Genomic DNA, 21,409 nt, shown 5'->3' with positions numbered 1-21,409 from the left:
GATGGCCGCGAATCTGTCCGCCCTTCTCTACGTCGTCTCCGGCGTCCTCTTCATCATGGCCTTGCGGGGCTTGTCGCATCCGACGACCTCCCGCCAGGGCAATCTCTACGGCATGGTCGGCATGGGCATCGCCATCGCCACGACCATCGTCTTCTTCCCGCCGTCCGGCTTCTCGGGCTGGATCCTGGTCGCCGCCGGCATCGCCATCGGCGGCGGCATCGGCGCCTATATGGCCAAGCGCGTCCAGATGACGCAGATGCCGCAGCTCGTCGCCTTCTTCCACTCGCTGGTCGGCATGGCCGCGGTGCTGGTCGCGGCAGCCGCGCTCTATGCCCCGAGCGCCTTCGGCATCGGCAATGTCGGCCAGATCAAGGGCGCGAGCCTGTTCGAGATGGGCCTCGGCGTCGCCATCGGCGCGATCACCTTCACCGGCTCGATCATCGCCTTCCTCAAGCTCGACGGACGCATGAGCGGCAAGCCGATCATGCTGCCGCAGCGCCACGGCATCAATATCGGCCTCGGCATCGCGCTCGTCGTGCTGCTGCTGATCTTCCTGAAGACGGAAAGCCATGTCGTCTTCTGGCTGATCGTGCTGGTCTCGTTTGCGCTGGGCGTGCTGCTGATCATCCCGATCGGCGGCGCCGACATGCCCGTCGTCGTCTCGATGCTCAACTCCTATTCGGGCTGGGCCGCGGCCGGTATCGGCTTCACGCTGGGCAACATGGCGCTGATCATCACCGGCGCGCTGGTCGGCTCGTCGGGCGCGATCCTGTCCTACATCATGTGCAAGGCGATGAACCGGAGCTTCATCTCGGTCATCCTCGGAGGTTTCGGCGGCGACGATGCCGCGGCGGCCGCCGGGGGCGCGGTCGAAGCGCGTCCCGTGAAGCAGGGCTCGTCGGACGATGCCGCCTACATCATGAAGAACGCCGGCAAGGTCATCATCGTGCCGGGCTACGGCATGGCGGTCGCACAGGCGCAACATACGCTGCGCGAGATGGCCGACCTGCTGAAGAAGGAAGGCGTCGAGGTCAAATACGCCATCCATCCGGTCGCAGGCCGCATGCCCGGCCATATGAACGTGCTGCTCGCCGAGGCCAACGTGCCCTATGACGAGGTCTTCGAGCTCGAGGACATCAACTCGGAATTCGGCCAGGCCGACGTCGCCTTCGTGATCGGCGCCAACGACGTGACCAACCCGGCCGCCAAGACCGACAAGTCCTCGCCGATCTACGGCATGCCGATCCTCGACGTCGAGAAGGCCAAGACCGTGCTCTTCATCAAGCGCGGCATGGCCGCCGGCTATGCCGGCGTCGAGAACGAGCTGTTCTTCCGCCCCAACACGATGATGCTGTTCGGCGACGCCAAGAAGGTCACCGACGAGATCGTCAAGGCGATGGCGCACTGAGCGCGAGCATCCTGTCATCACATCGCTGCAAAGGGCCGGCTTCATCGCCGGCCCTTTTCGTTTCAGGCGGCCCGCGACCATGCTCCTGCGAGTGCTGAAATTCGGTCTCACCGCTGCGGCCTGCACCTATATCGCCGTGCTCGCCCTGCTCTATCTGCGGCAGCGCGAGCTGATCTTCCCGCGCAATCCCGCCCGCGCCGACATCGCGCAAGCCGGCCTGCCAGGTGCGGAAGAGATCACGCTGACCACCGCCGACGGTGAACGGCTGCTCGCCTGGGTCGTGCCGCCGCGCACCGGCAAGCCGGTGCTGCTCTACTTCCACGGCAATGCCGGCAATCTCGGCGGCCCCGGCCGCCTCGAGCGCTTCAAGGCCCTCACCGACGACGGCACCGGCCTGTTCGCCGTCAGCTATCGCGGCTATGGCGGCTCGACCGGCAGCCCGACCGAGGAAGGGCTGCATCTGGACGCCCGCGCCGCCTATGGCGCAGCCGCGGAACGTTTCGGCGCAGCCCAGCTCGTCGGCTACGGCGAATCGCTCGGGACCGGCGTCGTCCTGAAGCTCGCAGCCGAGGCGCCGCTGGCGGCCGTGATTCTGGAGGCGCCCTATCTCTCGACCGCCGCGGTAGCGCAGGGCATCTACCCTTACGTTCCGGTCCGCCTGTTGATGCTGGATCAGTTCCAGTCGCAGGCCGTGATCGGACGCGTGCGCGCGCCGCTGCTCGTGCTGCATGGCATGCGTGACGGCGTCATACCCTTTGCCCAGGGCGAGGCGCTCTACGGGCTTGCCAACGCGCCCAAGCGCTTCCTGCGCTTCCCCCAGGGCCGTCATGAGGACTTGCCGGCCCATGGCGCGCTGCCGGAGATCAGGCGCTTCCTCGCCGAGCTCTCGCGCGGCACGCTGGCGGGCGCCGACAGCCGAACAATCGGAGAGTGACTCAGCCGTCACTCTCGGGCAGAGCGCAGCGCAGACCCGAGAGTCTACGGGAAGAGCTGCCCGGGTCGAGCCCGAGCATGACGGCTCCGAAACTCAGCTGCGGAAGAGCCCGCCACCGCCGCCCAGCCGGCCCTGCCCGGCGCGGGCCGTGGCGTTGTTGCCGTCGAGGCCGAGCGCGCGCTGATAGCTCTGGGAGGCTTCCGAGCGCTGGCCGAGCTTCTCCTGGGCGAAGCCGCGGCCGGCCCAGGCATCGGCATTGCGGTTGTCGACATTGAGCGCGGCGGTGAAATCCTCCATCGCAGCGTCATACTTGCCGACCGCGTTCAGGCTCTGGCCACGGGCGATATAGGGCGGTGCGTTGTAGGGATTGCGATCGATCACCGAATCGAAATCCGAGATCGCGTGCTGATGCTGGCCTTCCTTCTGGTAGACCAGACCGCGGGCATGGAAGGCCTCGGCCGATTCCGGATTGAGGCGAATCGCGGTGTTGAGATCCGTCAGCGCCTGCTGGCTGTTGCCCTGGGCGCGCAGCAGGTTGGCGCGCGCGATATAGGCCGGGGCGTAATTGGGCGAAACGGTCGTGGCGCGGTTGAAATCCGCCAGCGCCGCATCGGCGCGGCCGCTCTGGCGCAGGGCGAGGCCGCGATTCGTGTAGGCCGAGCCGAGATTGGGGTCGAGTTGCACCGCCTTGGTGAAATCGGCGATCGCGTCCGAAAACCGGCCGATCCGGGCATAGGCCGCGCCACGCGTATTGTACGGGCCGGGATCGTTGGGATTACGGCTGACCACTTCCGAGAGCGAGCCGATATTGACGTTGGCATCGGCCGCCGAGGCCGTGTCGAGTTCGGCGACGGGCGCTCCCGTCATGGTCGAAACGGTGTCGCAGCCCGCCAGCGCCAGCGCCATGCCCGCCGCCGCAAGCCAGTTCCTGCCACGCATCATGCTTTGTCCCATCGGTCTGGTTCCGTGCTTCATCTGCGGCGCGGCCCCTGCCGGACCGACACCACGTCATCGCGCTCCCCCAACCGACAGCGCCCCGGTGAAGAGAACGCCCGCTTTGTGCCAAAGGTTTGGTTAACGCCGCCGGAAATGCAACTGCGCCCGGAGCAGGCTCCAGGCGCAGTCGGGCCTTGCATCGTCACGAGGCAGCGCGAGTGCTGCCGCAGCGACAAAAATCAGGGACGCTTCGGCTTCACCGGCGCCGGCAGCAGGCCTTCGCGCTGCAGCTTCTTGCGCTGCAGCTTGCGGGCGCGGCGCACGGCCTCGGCCTTTTCACGGGCCTTCTTCTCGGAGGGCTTCTCGTAATGGCCGCGGAGCTTCATCTCGCGGAAGACGCCCTCGCGCTGCAGCTTCTTCTTGAGAGCGCGGAGAGCCTGATCGACGTTGTTGTCGCGAACGAGAACCTGCACGTGATTGTCCGTCTTTAGCGTGTTGGTCAAAAAGGTTTGGCGAGCCGCCCTGCCATGCAGAACGCCCGGAGGATCGTGCCGATAACAGAATTCATTCTGGCTGTCCACGCCGCGGAGCCCGAAAAGGAACTGAAAATAAAGCCCCGCCTCAGGTTTCCGCCAACCTCAGCGCGTCTCCGGCCAAACCCGCGTGACATGGCCCATCTTGCGGCCCGCGCGCGCCGCGCGCTTGCCGTAGAGATGCAGATGCGCGCCGGGCTCGGCCAGCAGCTCGCGCCAGCGCAACGCCGCATCGCCGATCAGGTTTTCCATCTCGACGCGGCCACGCCGCTCGGCCGAACCGAGCGGAAAGCCGCAGACGGCGCGGACATGCTGGTGGAACTGCGAGGTCTGGGCGCCTTCGCTGGTCCAATGCCCCGAATTGTGCACGCGCGGCGCGATTTCGTTGATCACGACGCGCTCGTCCGCCCCTTCACCGACGATGAACATCTCGACCGCGAAGACGCCGATATAGCCGAGTGCCGCTCCGATCTGTCGTGCCGCCTCGATCGCTGTCGCCTCCGTCCCGGCAGAGACCTGGGCGGGGATGCGAGTGAAGGCCAGGATATGGTCGCGATGCTCGTTCTCGCAGAGATCGAAGGCGGCGAAGCTGCCGTCGACCCCGCGCGCCGCGACCACCGAGACCTCGCGCTCGAAGGTGACGAAGCCCTCCAGCACGGCCGGCGAGCGCCCGATCGCCTCATAGGCCTCGGCGAGATCGGTATCCGGCTGGATCTTGACCTGCCCCTTGCCGTCATAGCCGAAGCGGCGCGTCTTCAGCACGCTCGGCCGGCCAAGCGCGACGACGGCCGATTCGAGATCGGCCAGCGAATCGACGGCGCGGAACGGCGCCACCGCAAGGTCGAGATTGGCGACGAACTTCTTCTCGCTGAGCCTGTCCTGCGTCACCGCCAGCGCGCGTGCGCCGGGATGCAGCGGCTTGCGGGCCGCCAGGAAGGCCGCCGTCGCGGCCGGGACATTCTCGAACTCGTAGGTCACGGCATCGACGCCGTCGGCAAAGCGCGCCAGCGCCGCCTCGTCCTCATAGGCGGCGACCGTATGGGCTGCGGCGACATCGAAGGCCGGGTTCTCCGGCTCAGGGGCGAAGATATGGCTCTTGATGCCGAGATCGGCCGCGGCGAGCGCGATCATCCGGGCGAGCTGGCCGCCACCGAGGATGCCGAGAACGGCGCCGGGCGCGAGCCCCACGAAAGCCGGCGCGCTCACGCTTCGTCCTTTACGGGGCGCTCGGCGATGGCTGCGCTCTGGCGGGCGCGATAGGCGTCGAGGCGTGCCGCCAGGGCTTCGTCGGAAAGTGCCAGAACGGCAGCGGCGAGCAGGGCCGCATTGACCGCACCGGCGCGGCCGATGGCGAGCGTGCCGACGGGAATGCCGGCCGGCATCTGCACGATCGAGAGCAGGCTGTCCTGCCCCGACAGCGCCTTCGATTCGACCGGGACGCCGAAGACGGGCAGCGGCGTCAGCGAGGCCGTCATGCCCGGCAGATGGGCAGCACCACCAGCGCCGGCGATCACCACCTTGAAGCCTTCGGCCTTGGCACCGGTGGCGAACTCGACCATGCGCTGCGGCGTGCGATGGGCGGAGACGATGCGGTCGTCATGGCCGATGCCGAGCGTATCGAGCGTCTCGGCGGCGTGGCGCATCGTCGCCCAGTCGGATTGGCTGCCCATGATGATGGCGACGGGCGAAGACGTGGTGGCCATGGCAGGGAGCGCTTCCGGAACGCTGTGGAGGAAGCGCGCGATCTAGACCGGCAAATGCCGCCGAAGCAAGCGCCGAATCGGCTGCGCCGGCCCAAACTCGTCGGAAATGCCTCAGCTGCTCGCCACCAGCCCCGCCCGGGCCATTGCAGAGGCCTGATCGGCAGCGATCCTCTCGACCTTGAACCCCTCGATCTCCGCCTCGAACAGGCGGTGGAAATTCAGCTCCGCGTCGAGATGCAGGAAGACGCCACCCAGCCCGATCGCGGCGCGGTCCATGAAGACGAACTCGCGCGGCACCGTCACCGGTCCCTTCTGCTTGAGAGCCTGGTGCACCCGGAAAGCCTCGCGGCGTCCGTATTCGGCCGGGCTCACCCCTTCGGCGATACGGCGCGTCCGGTCTTCCAGCAGCGGCCCGTAAATGAAGCGGGCCCAGATGTTCAGCGTGTCGACGAGGTCCTTCGTCAGCCCCTTGAAGCCCCAGGTCTCATAGGCGTGGACGACGCGCGCCTCGTCGCCCTCCAGCAGGCCGCGATAGAGATCGACCACACCGCCGACGAAGGACGGCGGGAAGATCCGGATGCAGCCATAGTCGAGCAGGTTGATGCCCTGTGCCGCCCCGCCCTCCGAGAAGACCGTGTAGTTGCCGAGATGCGGATCGCCGTGGATGACGCCGTGATGGCTGAAGGGTCGCCACCACGCCCTGAACATCGCCGTCGAGATCCGGTCGCGCGCCTGCTGGTCGTCCTGCTTGTGGGTCAGGATGCCGTCGCCCTCGAGCCAGTGCATGGTCAGGAGCCGCCGCGTCGAGAGCGAAGCCTCCAGTGCCGGCACACGCACCTCCGGCGTATCCGCCAGCATGTCCCGGTAGAGGGCGATGTGCTTGCCCTCGCGCTGGTAGTCGAGCTCTTCGCGGACGCGGGCGCCGATCTCCTTGGCGATCTCCGTGGTGTCGATGATCGGGTCCATGCGCCGGTGCAGCGCAAACAGGATTTCGAGCTGGGCGATGTCGGCCTCGACAGCCGATTCCATGTCGGGATATTGCAGCTTGCAGGCGAGCGCCGCGCCGTCCCGCGTCGTGGCGCGGTGCACCTGGCCGAGCGAGGCCGCCGCCGCCGGCTTGAGGTCGAATTCGCCGAAGCGCTCGCGCCAGCTCGCCCCGAGTTCCGCCATCATCCGGCGCTTGACGAAGGCGGCCCCCATCGGCGGTGCCTGCGACTGCAACTTCTGCAGTTCGGCGGCGTATTCCGGCGGCACGACGTCGGGGATGGTGGCGACGAGCTGCGCGACCTTCATGATCGGGCCCTTCAGCCCGCCCAGCGCCTTGGCCAGCGCCTCGGCATTGGACGCGTTGCGCCCGTCGAGGCCAAGCAGCCGCGTGCCGGCAATCCGCGCCGCGACCCCGCCGACATTCGCTCCGACGCGGGCATAGCGCGCCGCGCGGGCGGAAAAGCGATTGGCTTCGGTATCGCGGTCGGACATGGGCTCGGCGCTTTCGAAACGGGTCGCCCCACATGTAGGGCGCCTCGCAGCGCAGACCAAGCCGCCGCCTGCCCTCAGATCCTGTAGATGCGCTTCGCGTTGTCGTGGAAGAGCTTGCCCCGATCGGTTTCAGGAAACATCGCCGTTGCCTCGAGGAACCCCGAGAAGATCGTGTCGAAAGCGCCGACGAGACTGTCGACCGGGAAATTGCTGGCGAACATCGCCCGGTCGGTCCCGAAGATGGCGATGGCGTCGCGGATGACGGGCCCGTTGTTCGCGACCGTCCAGGATTGGCCGGGCAGGCCGATGCCCGAGATCTTGATCGCGACGTTCGGCTGGGCCGCGGCTTTACCCAGAGCCCGCCGCCAGGCGGAGAGCGCCTCGGAGCTGCGGTCCGCCGGCAGGCCGGTATGATTGATGATCAGCGGTGTCGCCGGGAAATCCCTGGCAAGATCGGCAGCGGCTTCGAGATGCCACCACGGCGTCTGCAGGTCGTAGGACAGGCCGTGGCGTTCCAGCAGCGCATAGCCATCGCGCCATGCCGGATCGTCCATCGAGCCCGGGGCGCCCCTCCTCGCCTCCACCGGCTTCGGCGTCGCGGCGGGCTTGTGCCGGACGCCGCGCACGATCGGCACCGACGCATGCGAGGCGAGCAGGGCCGCGGCCTCGGGCGCCGCAAAGTCGCACCAGGCGACGACGACCGAAGGCAACCCTTCCGCCTTCGACACGGCAGCAACCCAGCGACTTTCCTCGGCCGCCTTCTCGCGCGCCCACTCCGCCTCGACATAGACGGAGGCCACCACCGGCCAGCCGGCCGTGTCGGCGCGGTAGTCGGCCGGCATGTAGTCGCGGCAGATCGGGGAGTAGTCGCCATAGCGGAAAGGCACGCGCTCATGCTTCAGCCAGGGCAGATCGTTGGCGAGGTCCCAGACATGGTGATGCGCGTCGATCACCGCCTTTGGGCGTTGCGGAAGCTCGCTCATGACCGCACCTCGCCTCGCTTCGCGGCATCGTGCTCGTAGAGCCTGACGACGGCGGCCGAATCCGACATTTCATGGCCGAGCGCGACATAGTCGCCGTAGCGCTTTACGCCCTGCTCGATCACCTTCAGGTCGAGCCCGAGCCCCTGCGCGAAGGCCGAGACCGCCTTCAAATCCTTCAGCAATTGCCGCGCATAGCTCGATGGCGGCTCGAAGGCGCGGGCCTGCATCTGCGGATAGAGCCGCTGCAGCAGGCTGCTGTCGGCATGTCCTCCGGCGAGGCATTGCGGCAGCCGTGCCGCATCGATCCCGGCCGCCTCGGCCAGCATCAGCGCCTCCGCCATCACGACATAGCCCGTGCCGACGATCGCCTGGTTGATGATCTTGGTCGTCTGCCCCGCGCCGACTGGCCCCATCAGGGTCAGGTTGCCGGCCATCTGCGCGAGGATCGGCTTTGCCTTCTCGAAATCGTCCGGCGAGCCGCCGGCCATCACCGTCATGCCGCCATTGCGGGCGAGCTGCGGCCCGCCCGAGACCGGAGCATCGACCCAGCCGGCGCCGGTCAGCGCCTTCAGCTTGGCAGCGACAGCCCGTGTTCCCTCCGGATCGGCCGTCGAGAAATCGATCACCAGCGTCGGGCCGGCTCCCGCGACCGCGACCCCGTCCTCGGCGAGAACGCAGCGCTCGACCGCCGCCATGTGCAGCACGCAGAGCATGACGATGTCGCTCGCTGCGGCGACGGCGGCCGGCGTCGCGGCAGCGACCGCGCCATGCGGCACGACCGTTGCCAGCCGTTCCGGCTCGAGATTCCAGACCGTGACGGGAAAGCCGAGATCGAGCAGCCGGCGCACCATCGCCTCGCCCATGATGCCGATGCCGATGAAGCCGATGCGCGAACGGTTCGTGGTTTCGCTCATGCTCCGGCTCCCGCCTCCGGGGCCAGCAGCCCCAGTTCAACCAGCTCGCGGCGAAGTTCGTCGCCATGTTCGTCCAGCAAGGGCGGCGGCCGACGCATCTGCTGCGGCGTGGCGCTGAGCTTGACCGGGAAGCCGAGCGCCTTGAACGCCCCCTCGGCCGGATGGGGCACCATCTGCACCATCTCGCGCGCCACGGCCTGCTCGCTGACCACGGCCTCCGCATAGTCGAGGATCGGTGCCGCCGGCACGCCGGCCGCCAGCAGCCCGTCGATCCAGTCCTGCCTCGTGCGGCTCGCGAAGGTCGGCGCCATCGCGTCGATCAGGGCGAGCCGGTTGGCGAGACGCGCGGCATTGGTCGAGAAGCGCTCGTCCAGTTGCAGCTCCTCGCGGCCGAGCACCTTGATGAGCTTCAGCCACAGCCCCTGATTGGCTGCGCCGATGACGAACCAGCCATCGGCGGCCTCGACGGCCTGATAGGGCGCCGACATGCGGTTGGCCGAACCGATCGGCTCAGGTGTCTTGCCCGTGCCCCAGAGCTCCGTCGTCTCCCAGACCGAGAGCGCCAGCGCCGCCTCGAACAGCGAGGCATCGATGAACTGCCCCTCGCCGGAGTTCTGACGGCCGATCACGGCGCTCAGCACCGCATAGGCGGTAAAGAGCCCGGCGCCGAGATCGGCAACGGGAATGGAATTCTTGGCCGGCTCCTGGCCGGGCAGACCGTTCGAACTCAGCACGCCCGAGACCGCCTGCGCGATCAGGTCGAAGCCCGGCCGCTGCGACCACGGCCCGGTCTGGCCGAAGCCCGAGATGCTGGCATAGATCAGCCGCGGATTGAGCGAGCGCAGCGTCGGGTAGTCCATGCCGAGCCGGGCAGCGACGCCGGGGCGTGCATTCTCGATCAGGACATCGGCCGTCCGAACCAGCGCGTAGAGCACCTCGCGATCGGCGTCCTGCTTGAGGTCGAGCGCGATGCTGCGCTTGTTGCGATTCAGCGCCAGGAAGCCCGGGCTGTCCGCGCCCTTGAGCCGGAAGCCCATCGACTGCCGGGTCGAATCGCCCGTGCCGGGCGGCTCGATCTTGATCACGTCGGCGCCCATATCGGCCAGCAGCATGCAGCAGAACGGCCCGGCCATGACCTGCGAAATATCGAGCACCCTGATGCCTTCGAGCGGCAGCGCCATGGTTCACATCCTCCCTGCTCGGGCCGGTTTCGCAAACTGATCGCCTCACCCGGCCTCGTTGTTCCCATCCCTGTCAGCGTCACGAGCCGACGCGTTCATCCCCCGCCCGATCGCCCAGCGCCATGTCGAGCACGCGTGCGACATGCAGCGCCTCGCGTTGGGCTCCGTCATGGATCTGGTGGCGGCAACTCGTGCCGTCGGCGACAAGCAGATCGTCAGCTTCGGCCTTGCGCACCGCCGGCAGCAGCGAGAGCTCGGCCATCGCCATCGATACCTCGATCGTCTGGGCGCCATAGCCGAAGGCGCCCGACATGCCGCAGCAGCTCGATTCGATCGGGCGCACCTCGAGGCCGGGAATGGCGCGCAGGGTCGCCTCGACCGCCCCCATCGCAGCGAAGGCCTTCTGATGGCAATGACCGTGGAGATGGGCGACGCGCGCGCCCTGCTCCTTGAACGGAAGCGTCGTCGCACCCGTCTTCAGATCGGTCGCGAGCAGCTCCTCGAACAGGAACGCGGCGTCGGCCACGGGCGCGACTTCGGCCCTGGGCAGGATCGCCGCGAACTCGTCGCGGAAGGTCAGCAGGCAGGACGGCTCCAGCCCGACGATGCGCGCGCCCTTGGCGACATAGGGCGACAGAGCGTCAAGCGTACGCCGCGCCTCCTTGCGCGCCTCGTCCACCAGCCCGGCCGAGAGGAAGGTGCGCCCGCAGCAGAGCGGCCGGCCACCATCCTGGGGCTCGACGCGGTGCAACCGATAGCCGCCTGCCGCCAGCACCCGCTCGGCCGCTTCGAGATTCTCGCGCTCGAAATAGCGGTTGAAGCTGTCGCCGAAGAGCACGATGTCGCGCCCGTCGCCCTTCACATCGGCAACACCGGCGGGCCTGCCCAGCTGCCGCCACGGTCGGCGCCAGACCGGCAGCGAGCGCCGCGCCGAGAAGCCAAGCCAGCGCTCGCTCAACTTGGCCAGAAGCGGGATCCGGTCGCGCAGGTTCATCAGCGGCGCCAGCCTCGCCGCCCAGGGCGCATAGCGCGGCAGGTACGCGATCAGCCGCTCCTTAAGCGGCAGCCCATGCCGTGCATGATAATGGCTCAGGAACTCGATCTTCATCCGGGCCATGTCGACGCCTGTCGGGCAGTCGCGCTTGCAGCCCTTGCAGGAGACGCAGAGATCGAGCGCCTCTTTCATCTCGGGCGAGGTGAACGCGTCGGGGCCGAGCTGGCCGGAGATCGCGAGCCGCAAGCTGTTCGCCCGGCCGCGCGTGACATGCGTCTCGTCCTGCGTCGCGCGCCAGGACGGGCACATCGTCCCGCCCGACATCTTCCGGCAGGTGCCGTTGTTGTTGCACATCTCGACCGCGCCGCCGAACCCGCCCCAATCCGACCAGTCGAGCGCCGTCTGCCTCGGGACCCGCGTCTCGTAGCCCGGAGCGAAGCGCATCAGGCTGCGATCATCCATCCGGGGCGGCCGCACGATCTTGCCGGGGTTCAGCCGATTGTCGGGATCGAACCCGTCCTTCACCTCCTCGAAGGCGCGCGTCAGCTTGCTGCCAAACATCGGCTCGACGAATTCCGAGCGCGAGATGCCGTCGCCATGCTCGCCCGAGAACGAGCCCTTGAAGCGCCGCACCAGGTCGCAGGCCTCCTCGGCGATGCCGCGCATCGCCCTGACCCCGGCCTCCTCCTTCATGTTGAGGATCGGCCGGACATGCAGGCAACCGACTGAGGCATGAGCATACCAGGTGCCGCGCGTGCCATGCCGCTCGAACAGCGCGGTGACCGCGTCGGTATAATCGGCGAGATGTTCCAGCGGGACGGCACAATCCTCGATGAAGGAGACCGGCTTCCCGTCACCCTTCATCGACATCATGATGTTGAGGCAGGCCTCGCGCACCTCCCAAACCGGCTTCTGCCGGGCAGGCTCGACCACCTCGACGACGGCGTCGGCAAAGCCATGATCGGCCATGCACTGGTCGAGCCGCTTGAGATCGCGCTTCAGCGCGGCGAGGTCGTCACCGGCGAATTCGACCAGCAGCAGGCAGTTCGGCTGGCCTTTGGTGATATCGGCGAGGGTGCGCACGAAGAGCGGAATATCGGCACCGAGCACCAGCACGTTGTTGTCGACCAACTCGACCGCAACCGGCCCCAGCGCCACGATATGCTGCGTCGTCTCCATCGCGGCGCGAAAGCTCGGGAAATGGCAGACGCCCATCACGCGATGCTGCGGCAGGGGCGAAAGTTTCAGCGTCGCCTCGGTGGTGATCGCGAGCGTGCCTTCCGAGCCGACCAGCAGATGCGAGAGATTGGGCTGCGCGGGCAGAAGCTCGTCGAGATTGTAGCCGCCGACACGCCGCTGCACCTTCGGGAAGATCGCCTCGATCTCGGCGCGCTGCCCCTCCGCCAGCGCCAGCATCCGCGTCATCAGATCCCGTGCGCGGGCCGAGGCATTGTCGCCGATCGCGCCTTCACCCAGCGCGAAGGCCTCGCCGTCATGGAACATCGCCTTCAGGGCGATGACGTTGTCGACCATCTTGCCGTAACGCAGCGAGCGCGCACCGGACGAGTTGTTGCCGGCCATGCCGCCAAGCGTGCAGCGGCTTGCTGTCGATGGCTCGACCGGAAAGAACAGCCCGTCCTTCCTGAGATGCGCGTTCAGCGCCTCCAGCACGAGGCCGGGCGCGACCGAGACCGTGCGCGCCGCCGGGTCATAGGATCGGATCGCGTTGAAGTGCCGGCTCATGTCGAGGATCAGCGCATCGCCGATCGGCTGGCCGTTCTGCGAGGTGCCACCGCCCCGCGCGACTACCGGCACGCCGTGCTCGGCCGCGATCGTCAGGGCAGCGGCAATGTCGGCCTCCGATTTCGGGAAGGCCACACCCTGCGGGATGATCTGGTAGATCGAGGCGTCCGTCGCGTAGCGCCCGCGCGTGAAGGCGTCGAAGCGAACCTCGCCCGACAACGCATGCGCCAGACGGCGTTCGAGGCCGAGATTGCGGGCATGGGATCTGGCCAGTGCCGGCTGGTTCATCACCGGCCTGCAGCATCGCCGGCGCCCGGTCGTGGCTTGGCCATATCGTCATCTCCCAAGTCGCGCTCTGACGGCGCCGTCGGGAGAGCCTAACGCAAAGTATACTGCATTCAATCTGAAAATAAGCGCGACCGAAATGACGACCGATCAGCCGACGTCCTCAGCCTGCGCCGCCTTGCGCTTGTTGCGCAGGTGCTGGAACAGGATATCGCTCAACTCGCTGCCGGAACGACGGCGCAGCGCATCGAGAATCGCCTCGTGTTCGCGCATCGCCTCGCCCCAGCGATCTCGATCGGTCGCGAGATTCGCCGAATAGCGCACCCGCCGGATCCGCCCGGCGAAGCCCGCATAGGTCGCCTTCAATGCGGCATTGCCGGCCGCCTCGACGATCATGCGGTGGATCTCCTGGTTGCACTGAAAATAGCCGTGCATGTCGCGACGCAGATAGAAGCGGTACATCTCGTGATGAACCCGCTCGATCTCGGCGATCTCCTCGTCGCTGATCCGCTCGCAGGCCAACCGGCCCGCCAGCGCCTCGAGACCGCCCATCACGTCGAATAATTCGCGCAGATCGTCGGCGCTCAGGACACGCACCCGCGCGCCACGATTGGGCAGGAGATCGATCAGCCCCTCGGACGCCAGCACCTTGAGTGCCTCGCGCAATGGCGTGCGCGAAATCCCGAAGCGCTCGCAGAGCAGGCGCTCGGGAACGCGCGCGCCGTCTTCGAGATTACCCTCGACGATGTAGTCGCGCAGCGCCGCCAGCAACTCACCGTGAAGCGTGGCGGACGCGCGCGGCAACTCGCCGGGCGCCGTCAAGACCGCGCCCGCGCCATCGTCAGCCAACCTGTCCAGAACGGTTTCCGCCATGAATCATCGCTAGTTCAGCAGGTAGCGCTGTCGAGTGTGATCCGGCCCATTATGAGCGCGATCATGAGATTGCCAAAGCAAAAAATGAATGCAATTTTGCGCAACTAGGTGACGCGGTGCCGATGGCAGCGAAAAGCCCGAAGCTGAAGAAGGGCCAAGGAGGACAGCATGAGCGCGCAACAGGGACGGCATTTCCTGCACATCCCGGGTCCCAGCCCGATTCCCGATCGCATTCTGCGCGCCATCGCGATGCCGATCATCGACCACCGCAGTGCCGAATTCGCGGCACTCGGCAAGCATGTGCTGGAAGGCTGCAAGGCGGTCTTCAAGACGACGCAGCCCGTGGTCATCTACCCAGCCTCGGGCACGGGCGCCTGGGAAGCCGCCATCGTCAACACGCTATCGCCCGGCGACACCGTACTGATGGCCGAGACCGGCCATTTCGCGACGCTGTGGAAGCAGATCGCCACCCGTTTCGGCATCCAGGTCGAATTCATTCCCGGTGACTGGCGCCGTGGCGCCGACCCTGCCGCGATCGAGGCGAAGCTATCCGAGGACAAGGCCCGCCGGATCAAGGCCGTGATGGTCGTCCACAACGAGACCTCGACCGGCTCGACCAGCCGCATCGCCGAGATCCGCAAGGCGATCGACGCCGCCGGCCACCCGGCCCTCTTCATGGTCGATACCATCTCCTCGCTCGCCTCGGTCGACTACCGCCATGACGAATGGCAGGTCGACGTCACCGTCTCCGGCTCGCAGAAGGGACTGATGCTGCCGCCTGGCCTGAGCTTCAACGCCATCTCCGAGAAGGCAATGGCTGCATCCAAGGCCAACAGCCTGCCGCGCTCCTACTGGGACTGGCAGGAGATGGTGAAGATCAACGCCGGCGGCTTCTTCCCCTACACGCCCGCGACGAACCTGCTCTATGGCCTCAAGGAAGCGCTCGCGATGCTGCAGGAGGAAGGGCTCGACAACGTCTTCGCCCGGCACAAGCGCCTCGCCGCCGCCTGCCGCGCTGCGGTCCAGGCCTGGGGACTGGAAGTGCTCTGCCAGAACCCGGCCGAGCATTCGCCGGTCCTGACGGCGGTACTGATGCCGCCGAGCCATGACGCCGACCGCTACCGCAAGATCACGCTGGAGAAGTACAACATCTCGCTGGGCTCCGGCCTCGGAAAGGTCGCCGGCAAGGTCTTCCGCATCGGCCATCTCGGCGAGTGCAACCAGCTTGCCTTGCTCGGCGCACTGTCGGGCGTCGAGATGGGGCTCGCGGCAGCCGGCGTCCCCCATCGCTGCGGCGGCGTCCAGGCCGCGATGGCCGCATTCGAGGGCAGCAACGAGGCCAACGCCCCGAAGGCGGCTGTTGCCTGAAACCCGCAGGGCGAGGTCAGGGCTGGCCGATCCGTTCGATGGCCCAGCGGAAGGGCACGTCCGAAACGCGGATGAAGCCGAGATGCGGATGGTCCATGTCGATGATCAGGACCATCGCCGCACTCACCGAGAGGGCGCAGATGAACAGCGTCGCCACGACCGTGCCATTGCCCGGCGCCAGCAGGCCGAATGAAGCGAAGAGCAGTGTGAACCACATGATGAGGACGGCCAGGAAGGGCGTCGGGAAGCCCCCCACCTCGCTCTCCGCGCGAACCCAACGCGCTTCGGCAAGGTCCCCGCTGAGCTGAAGCGCACGCTGCTGCAAGGCACGTTGAGACTCCGATTGCGGCATTAGATTTCTCAGCCGCTCCTGAGCCGCCTCGATCTCGAGGCCTTCACTGAACGGATGGTCGCCGCCGGCGTCGTCCTGCTCGGCTTTCAGTCGTACCTGGACGATCGCCTTGAGCTTTGCACGCAGCTCGGCCGTCTCCTGGCCGTACTGCGCCAATACTCGGTCAAGCAGCACGATGCGCGCCGCTGATGTCCGCCGATCGGCGCTGGCATCGTCGAAGGTCCGCTTGGCCGAGGCGATCAGGAGGCCGAGCGCGAGGGCAGAAAGCGTGCCGATGATCGCCGTCGCCAGCTTGATCGCATCGCGCGATTCCTGCGCGAGATGATGATCCGGCAGGCGCGAGCGCAGATACATGCCCACGAGGGCTCCGCCGAACACACAGACAAAGGCGATCGCGCCGACACCGATGGGGCTCATGGTTGAAACCTGACCATTGCATGCCGGTTGAGGCATGCCCCGAGGCGCCGGCAAACCAGTCTGGCACGAATGATCGGGTTGACGCTACGTCCGGCGCTTCGTCTCGCGCTGCGCCAGATCCCCGCGAACCTCGGCCGCGCTCGCAGGGCGCCCGCCCGCCGCCTCGACCAGCCGCACCGTCCGGCCGATCAGCGCGGCATTCGTCTGCGTCGCTCCGAAGGGTGCGTCCTCGAGCCCGCCGCGGACATGCACGCCGCGTGCGACCGCCACCGGGATCAGCCCGGTCAGGTCGACGCCCAGCCCCGCGATCATCACCGGAGCATCGGGAGCATCTTCCGCCAGCAGTTTCAGATGCGCATCGAGTGCCCAGTCACGCGGCGGGAAGCCCCAGGCGAAGGCATCCGTGAACATCAGCCGGTAGATCGGGCAGGGCATGCCGGGATAGGCCTTGGCCAGCGCGGCGCCGAGCCTGGTGAAGCCGGGCTCGTAAATCGCATAGCTCGGATGGACCCGGTAGTGCTGCGCCGCCTCCATCCCCTCTCGGATATGCTCGCCCGGATTCTGATAGATGAAGCCCGGCTCGCCCGAGGGGATGCCGGCGAAGGTTGTCCAGTTGCAGGATCCGGGGTCGAGAACGCCCCATTCCGCGAGGCCGCGCTTCGCCAGTTCCTCCAGATGGGTGTAGCGGCCGGAACCGATCATGTCGCCGGCATAGCCGGAGCCGAGGATCGGAATCGTCGGATAGACGATGGCATCGACCTTGGCGCGGATACCCTCGATCGCCTGCGCATAAAGCTCCCAATCGTCGCGCTGCCGCCCGGTCTCCACATCGTAGACATGCAGATGCACGATCGCGGCGCCCGCCTCGACGGCAGCAATGCCGTCCGCGACGATGTCGGGTATCGTGATCGGAATGCCGGGCTGGCGCTCCTTGCCCCAGGGACCGTTGATCGCGGCCTCGATCCAGATCGGCGTCGTCATGCAAGCATTTCCTCACGCCGGTCATTCGTGTGCCGGCCTGATGCGACCATAGGCGGCCTCCGCCGGGCTTGTCAGCCGACAGGGGCGCCGGGCAACATCGCCGAAAACGCAACACGATGAGGAGGAACGTCCCGGTGCTCGAACGCCGTGCGACCTATCGCGAAACCGTCGACCGCTTCGCCTGGAACATCCCTGCGCATTTCAACATCGGCGTCGCCGCCTGCGACCGCCATGCCGATGGCAGCGGCCGGCCGGCGCTGATCTACGAGGACGAGGCGACCGGCGTCGCGACCCTGAGCTTCGACGAGCTGAAGCAGGCGAGCAACCGCATCGCCAACATGCTGCGCGGCCATGGCATCGGACAAGGCGAGCGCGTCGGTATCCTGCTGCCGCAGCGGCCGGAAACGGCGATGGCGCATCTCGCCGTCTACAAGATGGGCGCCATCGCGCTGCCGCTCTTCATCCAGTTCGGTCCCGAGGCTCTGGAGCACCGGCTGCAGCACAGCGGCGCCGCGGCCCTGATCACTGATGCCGAGAACCTCGCCAAGATCGAGGCGATCCGTGGCGCCCTGCCCGACCTGCGGCGCATCTTCGTCATCGACGGCGCAGGTGGCCATCTCGATCTGGCGGCCGAAATGGCGAAAGCCTCAGACGCGTTCACGCCCGTCGACACCCGCGCCGACGATCCTGCGCTGATCATCTACACCTCAGGGACGACCGGGAAACCGAAGGGCGCGCTCCATGCCCATCGCGTCCTGCTCGGCCATCTGCCCGGCGTCCAGGTGCCGCAATCCTTCTTTCCGCAATCAGGCGACCTGTTCTGGACCCCGGCCGACTGGGCCTGGATCGGCGGCCTGCTCGATGTGCTGTTGCCGAGCCTCTGTTGCGGAGTGCCGGTCCTGGCTTCGCGCGCCCGCAAGTTCGATCCGGAAGCGGCCTTCGACCTGATGGCACGGCACGGGGTCCGCAATGCCTTCCTGCCGCCGACCGCGCTGAAGCTGATGCGACAGGTTCGCGACCCACGCCGCTTCGGTTATGCGATGCGCTCGATCGGCAGCGGCGGCGAGACGCTCGGCGCCGATATGCTCGACTGGAGCCGCGAGACCTTCGGCTTCGCCGTCAACGAGTTCTACGGCCAGACCGAGGCCAACCTGCTCGTCGCCAATTGCGAGAGCCTGTTCCCGATCAGGCCGGGCTCGATGGGCCGCGCCGTGCCGGGCCATCGCGTCGCAGTGGTTTCGCCTGAAGGAGAACCACTGCCGGCGGGCGAAGCAGGGCTGATCGCCGTCGCCCGACCCGATCCCGTGATGATGCTGGAATACTGGCGCCAGCCCGAAGCCACCGCCGCGAAATTCGCCGGCGAGTGGCTGCTCACCGGCGATACCGGCACCTGCGACGAGGACGGCTATTTCTGGTTCCAGGGCCGCGACGACGACATCATCTCGTCCGGCTCCTATCGCATCGGCCCCGGCGACATCGAGGACTGCATCATTCGCCATCCGGCCGTGCTGATGGTCGCCGTCATCGGCGTCCCCGACCCGGTGCGCACCGAGATCGTCAAGGCCTTCATCCTGCCCAAGCCCGGCGTCGAAGCCTCGGATGCGCTGGCTGCCGAAATCCAGGCCTTCGTGCGCGACCGGCTGGCAGCCTACCAGTATCCGCGCGCCATCGAGTTCGTGACGGAATTGCCGATGACGGCGACGGGCAAGATCCAGCGCAAGAATCTCCGGGAGATGGAAATCGAGAGGCAGCGCAGCGCCTGACTTAACCCACCTCCAGCACCAGCTCGAAGGTCATCAGCACGGGATTGTCGCCGCGCACGAGCCGTCCGCTCGCCATCGACCCGGTGAAGTCGACCAGCGCGACATCGATCTGCGCCTGCGGTCCCGCCCCCTCATCGGCGATCCGTCCCGCTGTGATCGCGACCTCCGTGGCGAAACTCTCCACCCCGTCGCCATCCACGAACCGCGCCTCGATCGTCGACCCGACCCCGCCATGAATTGTCGCGCGTGCGATCCCGCGCTCGGCACAGAAACGCTCCAGCGCCCCGCAGAAATCGACATTCGGCTTGACCCTGAGCGCAAAGAAGCGGCCCTCGCGCGTCGCCCCGAGGAGCTCCGCCGGCTTCGGTCCGAACAGCTTGAAATTGGTCTCGCTGTCTGGTTCGGCGACAAAGGCCGCGCCGTCGAGCCCGACGGCAGGCAGCGTGATCGTCTCGGCGACCATCGTCTCGTCCGGCAGGATATGCCCGCCGCTACGCTTGCCGTCGCCTTCCAGCCAGAGCGCATGGGCATGGAAGAACGGCGCCCCGTCGCGCTGGCCGAAGGTGATCGCGCCGGTCTCGATACGGGCGGTGCCGGCAGGGCGGAAGGTCTCGCTGTAGAAGGCCGCATGCTCCGGCGTGCTCGACAGCGCCGGCATGACATAGGCGAAGGGTGAGAGAGCGAGCCCGTCGAGCTTCGCCACGCCTGAGGTGAAACCGGCGGCCGCGAAGCTGCGCCTGACGGCCTCCAGCAGCGGCAGCCCCGCCTCCAGCGTCATGGGGAAGCGCAGGCCATGGCACTCGGCCGACTGGATGCGCTCGGCCGTGCCGGTGCCGGGCTGTTCGATCCGCCTCACGACGCCTTCCCCTTGAGCCACTCAAGCTCGCCGCGTGCCTCCAGCTCATCGCGGACGAGACGCTTGGGCACCTTGCCATAGCCGGATTTCGGCAGGGCATCCCAGAAGAAGAAGCGCTTCGGCATCTTGTAGCGGGCGATCTTCTCGGAGAGGAAGCCGGCGATCTCGGCCTCGCTCGCGCGCTCGCCGCCGCGGCAGACGCAGACCGCGACACCGATCTCGCCCCAGACCGGATCGGGCAGGCCGAGCACCGCGACCTCCGCGATCGCCGGATGGGTCAGGATCTTCTCCTCGATCTCGCGCGGATAGATGTTCGAGCCGCCGGAGATATACATGTCCGAGGCCCGGCCGGTGATGAAGACATAGCCCTGCTCGTCCATATGGCCGAGGTCGCCGGTGCGGAACCAGCCATTGCGGAACGACTTCGCATTGGCCTCGGGGTTGTCGTAGTAGCCGGCGAAGACCGCCGGGCCGATCACGCAGATCTCGCCCTGAACGCCGGGCTCGACCTCCCTGCCCTCGTCGTCCTGGATCTGCACCTGCATGCCGGTGCGGGCGAAGCCGCAGCTTCCCACCCGTGCCTGCGGCCCGTCCTCGGCCTCGTGCAGGGCGGGCGGCAGCACGGTGATGTTGCCGGTCACCTCGCCCAGTCCGAAATACTGCACCAGCACCTTGCCGAGCTTGGCGAGCGCCCGCTTCTGGTCCTCGCGATACATCGGCGCGCCCGCATAGATGACGTAGCGCAGTGAGGAATGGTCATGCGTGTCGACCGCCGGATGCTCGACCAGCATCTTCAGGATCGTCGGCACGGTGAAGAGGCTGGTGACGCGGTGGCGCGCGATCAGCCGATAGGCCTCGTCGATGTCGAAGCGCTCGGTCGGCAGCAGGATCGTCGTCGCACCATGCGCCGCCAGCATGAGTTGGTGCACGCCTGCGCCATGCGACAGCGGCGCCACGACCAGCGAGGCGTCGGCCTCGGTCGTGCCTGGCACGAGGTCGCAGAGATGGTTGGTGATCACGAATCCCATCTGGCCATGGGTCAGCACTGCGGCCTTGGAACGCCCGGTCGTGCCCGAAGTGAAGAAGAACCAGCACGGGTCGTCATGCTCGACGGCAACGTCGACGACGCGCTCGCCGAGATGGCGCGCGATCACCTCGCTGACATCGGCCTCGCCGAAGCTGCCCGGCCCGATCCGCCAGGTGAACTCCGGCGCGGGCGAGGCCGCGGAAACGGCCGCCGCGTGCTCGGGGAAATCGCCATGGCAGAGGAAGGCCTTTGCGCCCGAAGAAGTCGAGAGATAGGCGACCTCGTCCGGCAGCAGACGGAAATTCGTCGGCACCCAGACCGCGCCGAGCCGGAAGGTCGCGAACATCGAGACGAACATGGCGTCGCAGTTCTTGGAATGGACCAGGATGCGGTCGCCCTTGCCGATGCCGCGCGCCCGCAGGCCAGCAGCCAGCGCCGACACCTGCGCGTCGAGCTCGGCCCAGCTCAGCGTCAGATCGCCCCAGATGAAGGCGGGGTGGGCGCTAAGCCGGCGCGCATTCTGCGCGGCGATATGGCCGAGATTCATCACCCGCCGCGTCATCGGGATGACGCCGCCAGCGGGAGCAGTGGGGGACTTCGATGCTGCCATGTCAGGCACTCCCATATCGATTGCCGCCGATTGGCCGATCGCTCGCTTCGGCTGCTTGAAAATCCGCGC

18 protein-coding genes are annotated in these 21,409 nt (G+C 67.3%); 4 read left to right on the top strand and 14 right to left on the bottom strand.

Annotation, left to right across the window (positions count from 1 at the left end; all coding sequences use genetic code 11):
- The first annotated feature begins 1 nt into the window (after position 1).
- Positions 2–1,408: an NAD(P)(+) transhydrogenase (Re/Si-specific) subunit beta gene (locus VGN82_RS03165; protein ID WP_327525536.1), complete on the top strand. Its 1,407-nt coding sequence runs from the start codon at positions 2–4 to the stop codon at positions 1,406–1,408.
- A gap of 79 nt (positions 1,409–1,487) precedes the next feature.
- A complete protein-coding gene (locus VGN82_RS03160) occupies positions 1,488–2,342 on the top strand; it encodes an alpha/beta hydrolase (protein ID WP_327525535.1) in 855 nt (284 codons plus the stop codon).
- Positions 2,343–2,435: 93 nt separating this feature from the next.
- Here VGN82_RS03160 and VGN82_RS03155 read toward each other — a convergent pair whose 3' ends face one another.
- From VGN82_RS03155 to VGN82_RS03110, 10 genes are all read right to left on the bottom strand, one after another.
- Positions 2,436–3,284, bottom strand: coding sequence for a tetratricopeptide repeat protein (locus VGN82_RS03155; protein WP_327525534.1), 849 nt, complete (start codon positions 3,282–3,284; stop codon positions 2,436–2,438).
- 233 nt (positions 3,285–3,517) lie between these two features.
- Positions 3,518–3,751: a 30S ribosomal protein S21 gene (gene rpsU, locus VGN82_RS03150; RefSeq protein WP_054140900.1), complete on the bottom strand. Its 234-nt coding sequence runs from the start codon at positions 3,749–3,751 to the stop codon at positions 3,518–3,520.
- A gap of 165 nt (positions 3,752–3,916) precedes the next feature.
- Complete coding sequence (locus tag VGN82_RS03145) at positions 3,917–5,017, bottom strand: 5-(carboxyamino)imidazole ribonucleotide synthase (RefSeq protein WP_327525533.1); 1,101 nt, start codon at positions 5,015–5,017, stop codon at positions 3,917–3,919.
- A complete protein-coding gene (purE, locus tag VGN82_RS03140; RefSeq protein WP_327525532.1) occupies positions 5,014–5,514 on the bottom strand; it encodes a 5-(carboxyamino)imidazole ribonucleotide mutase in 501 nt (166 codons plus the stop codon). The genes VGN82_RS03145 and purE overlap by 4 nt, the downstream gene beginning before the upstream one ends.
- A gap of 111 nt (positions 5,515–5,625) precedes the next feature.
- On the bottom strand, positions 5,626–6,993 hold the full coding sequence (locus VGN82_RS03135) for an ABC1 kinase family protein (RefSeq protein ID WP_327525531.1): 1,368 nt from the start codon (positions 6,991–6,993) through the stop codon (positions 5,626–5,628).
- Positions 6,994–7,067: 74 nt separating this feature from the next.
- Positions 7,068–7,976 carry an amidohydrolase family protein gene (locus VGN82_RS03130; RefSeq protein ID WP_327525530.1) on the bottom strand — a complete coding sequence of 303 codons (909 nt, stop codon included), beginning with the start codon at positions 7,974–7,976 and terminating at the stop codon, positions 7,068–7,070.
- Positions 7,973–8,890: an NAD(P)-dependent oxidoreductase gene (locus tag VGN82_RS03125; protein ID WP_327525529.1), complete on the bottom strand. Its 918-nt coding sequence runs from the start codon at positions 8,888–8,890 to the stop codon at positions 7,973–7,975. Before VGN82_RS03125 ends, VGN82_RS03130 begins: the two co-directional genes overlap by 4 nt.
- Positions 8,887–10,071, bottom strand: coding sequence for a CaiB/BaiF CoA transferase family protein (locus tag VGN82_RS03120; RefSeq protein ID WP_327525528.1), 1,185 nt, complete (start codon positions 10,069–10,071; stop codon positions 8,887–8,889). Before VGN82_RS03120 ends, VGN82_RS03125 begins: the two co-directional genes overlap by 4 nt.
- A 79-nt stretch (positions 10,072–10,150) precedes the next feature.
- Positions 10,151–13,096 (bottom strand): FAD-binding and (Fe-S)-binding domain-containing protein, encoded by a 2,946-nt coding sequence (locus VGN82_RS03115; protein WP_327525527.1) that lies wholly within the window; start codon positions 13,094–13,096, stop codon positions 10,151–10,153.
- A gap of 147 nt (positions 13,097–13,243) precedes the next feature.
- On the bottom strand, positions 13,244–13,966 hold the full coding sequence (locus VGN82_RS03110; protein WP_327525526.1) for a GntR family transcriptional regulator: 723 nt from the start codon (positions 13,964–13,966) through the stop codon (positions 13,244–13,246).
- A gap of 168 nt (positions 13,967–14,134) precedes the next feature.
- Here VGN82_RS03110 and VGN82_RS03105 point away from each other — a divergent pair, with 168 nt between their 5' ends.
- Positions 14,135–15,334 (top strand): pyridoxal-phosphate-dependent aminotransferase family protein, encoded by a 1,200-nt coding sequence (locus VGN82_RS03105; RefSeq protein ID WP_327525525.1) that lies wholly within the window; start codon positions 14,135–14,137, stop codon positions 15,332–15,334.
- A gap of 16 nt (positions 15,335–15,350) precedes the next feature.
- Here VGN82_RS03105 and VGN82_RS03100 read toward each other — a convergent pair whose 3' ends face one another.
- Positions 15,351–16,103 (bottom strand): bestrophin-like domain, encoded by a 753-nt coding sequence (locus VGN82_RS03100; RefSeq protein WP_327525524.1) that lies wholly within the window; start codon positions 16,101–16,103, stop codon positions 15,351–15,353.
- An 84-nt stretch (positions 16,104–16,187) separates the two neighbouring features.
- The gene (locus tag VGN82_RS03095) at positions 16,188–17,084 is read right to left on the bottom strand and encodes a beta-keto acid cleavage family enzyme (protein WP_327525523.1); all 897 of its coding nucleotides are present in this window, start codon (positions 17,082–17,084) and stop codon (positions 16,188–16,190) included.
- Positions 17,085–17,218: 134 nt separating this feature from the next.
- Between VGN82_RS03095 and VGN82_RS03090 the strand changes: the two genes are divergently transcribed.
- Positions 17,219–18,847, top strand: a complete 1,629-nt coding sequence (locus VGN82_RS03090; RefSeq protein WP_327525522.1) for an acyl-CoA synthetase — start codon at positions 17,219–17,221, stop codon at positions 18,845–18,847.
- Position 18,848: 1 nt separating this feature from the next.
- Here VGN82_RS03090 and VGN82_RS03085 read toward each other — a convergent pair whose 3' ends face one another.
- A complete protein-coding gene (locus VGN82_RS03085; protein ID WP_327525521.1) occupies positions 18,849–19,703 on the bottom strand; it encodes a PCC domain-containing protein in 855 nt (284 codons plus the stop codon).
- On the bottom strand, positions 19,700–21,340 hold the full coding sequence (locus VGN82_RS03080; RefSeq protein ID WP_327525520.1) for an acyl-CoA synthetase: 1,641 nt from the start codon (positions 21,338–21,340) through the stop codon (positions 19,700–19,702). The genes VGN82_RS03085 and VGN82_RS03080 overlap by 4 nt, the downstream gene beginning before the upstream one ends.
- Positions 21,341–21,409 lie beyond the last annotated feature (69 nt).

Origin of the sequence: Allobosea sp., assembly GCF_035999205.1 — a bacterium.
Classification (GTDB): Bacteria; Pseudomonadota; Alphaproteobacteria; order Rhizobiales; family Beijerinckiaceae; genus Allobosea.
The sequence above is the reverse complement of the archived record's forward strand: the minus strand, read 5'-3'. Positions and strand labels throughout refer to the sequence as shown.

What these genes read in the sequence shown, in the direction of transcription:
- VGN82_RS03165 (WP_327525536.1), top strand. Translation starts at nt 2, where the DNA reads ATGGCCGCGAATCTGTCCGCCCTTCTCTACGTCGTCTCCGGCGTCCTC.
- VGN82_RS03160 (WP_327525535.1), top strand. Translation starts at nt 1,488, where the DNA reads ATGCTCCTGCGAGTGCTGAAATTCGGTCTCACCGCTGCGGCCTGCACC.
- VGN82_RS03155 (WP_327525534.1), bottom strand. Translation starts at nt 3,284, where the DNA reads ATGATGCGTGGCAGGAACTGGCTTGCGGCGGCGGGCATGGCGCTGGCG.
- purE (WP_327525532.1), bottom strand. Translation starts at nt 5,514, where the DNA reads ATGGCCACCACGTCTTCGCCCGTCGCCATCATCATGGGCAGCCAATCC.
- VGN82_RS03135 (WP_327525531.1), bottom strand. Translation starts at nt 6,993, where the DNA reads ATGTCCGACCGCGATACCGAAGCCAATCGCTTTTCCGCCCGCGCGGCG.
- VGN82_RS03130 (WP_327525530.1), bottom strand. Translation starts at nt 7,976, where the DNA reads ATGAGCGAGCTTCCGCAACGCCCAAAGGCGGTGATCGACGCGCATCAC.
- VGN82_RS03125 (WP_327525529.1), bottom strand. Translation starts at nt 8,890, where the DNA reads ATGAGCGAAACCACGAACCGTTCGCGCATCGGCTTCATCGGCATCGGC.
- VGN82_RS03120 (WP_327525528.1), bottom strand. Translation starts at nt 10,071, where the DNA reads ATGGCGCTGCCGCTCGAAGGCATCAGGGTGCTCGATATTTCGCAGGTC.
- VGN82_RS03115 (WP_327525527.1), bottom strand. Translation starts at nt 13,096, where the DNA reads ATGAACCAGCCGGCACTGGCCAGATCCCATGCCCGCAATCTCGGCCTC.
- VGN82_RS03110 (WP_327525526.1), bottom strand. Translation starts at nt 13,966, where the DNA reads ATGGCGGAAACCGTTCTGGACAGGTTGGCTGACGATGGCGCGGGCGCG.
- VGN82_RS03105 (WP_327525525.1), top strand. Translation starts at nt 14,135, where the DNA reads ATGAGCGCGCAACAGGGACGGCATTTCCTGCACATCCCGGGTCCCAGC.
- VGN82_RS03100 (WP_327525524.1), bottom strand. Translation starts at nt 16,103, where the DNA reads ATGAGCCCCATCGGTGTCGGCGCGATCGCCTTTGTCTGTGTGTTCGGC.
- VGN82_RS03095 (WP_327525523.1), bottom strand. Translation starts at nt 17,084, where the DNA reads ATGACGACGCCGATCTGGATCGAGGCCGCGATCAACGGTCCCTGGGGC.
- VGN82_RS03080 (WP_327525520.1), bottom strand. Translation starts at nt 21,340, where the DNA reads ATGGCAGCATCGAAGTCCCCCACTGCTCCCGCTGGCGGCGTCATCCCG.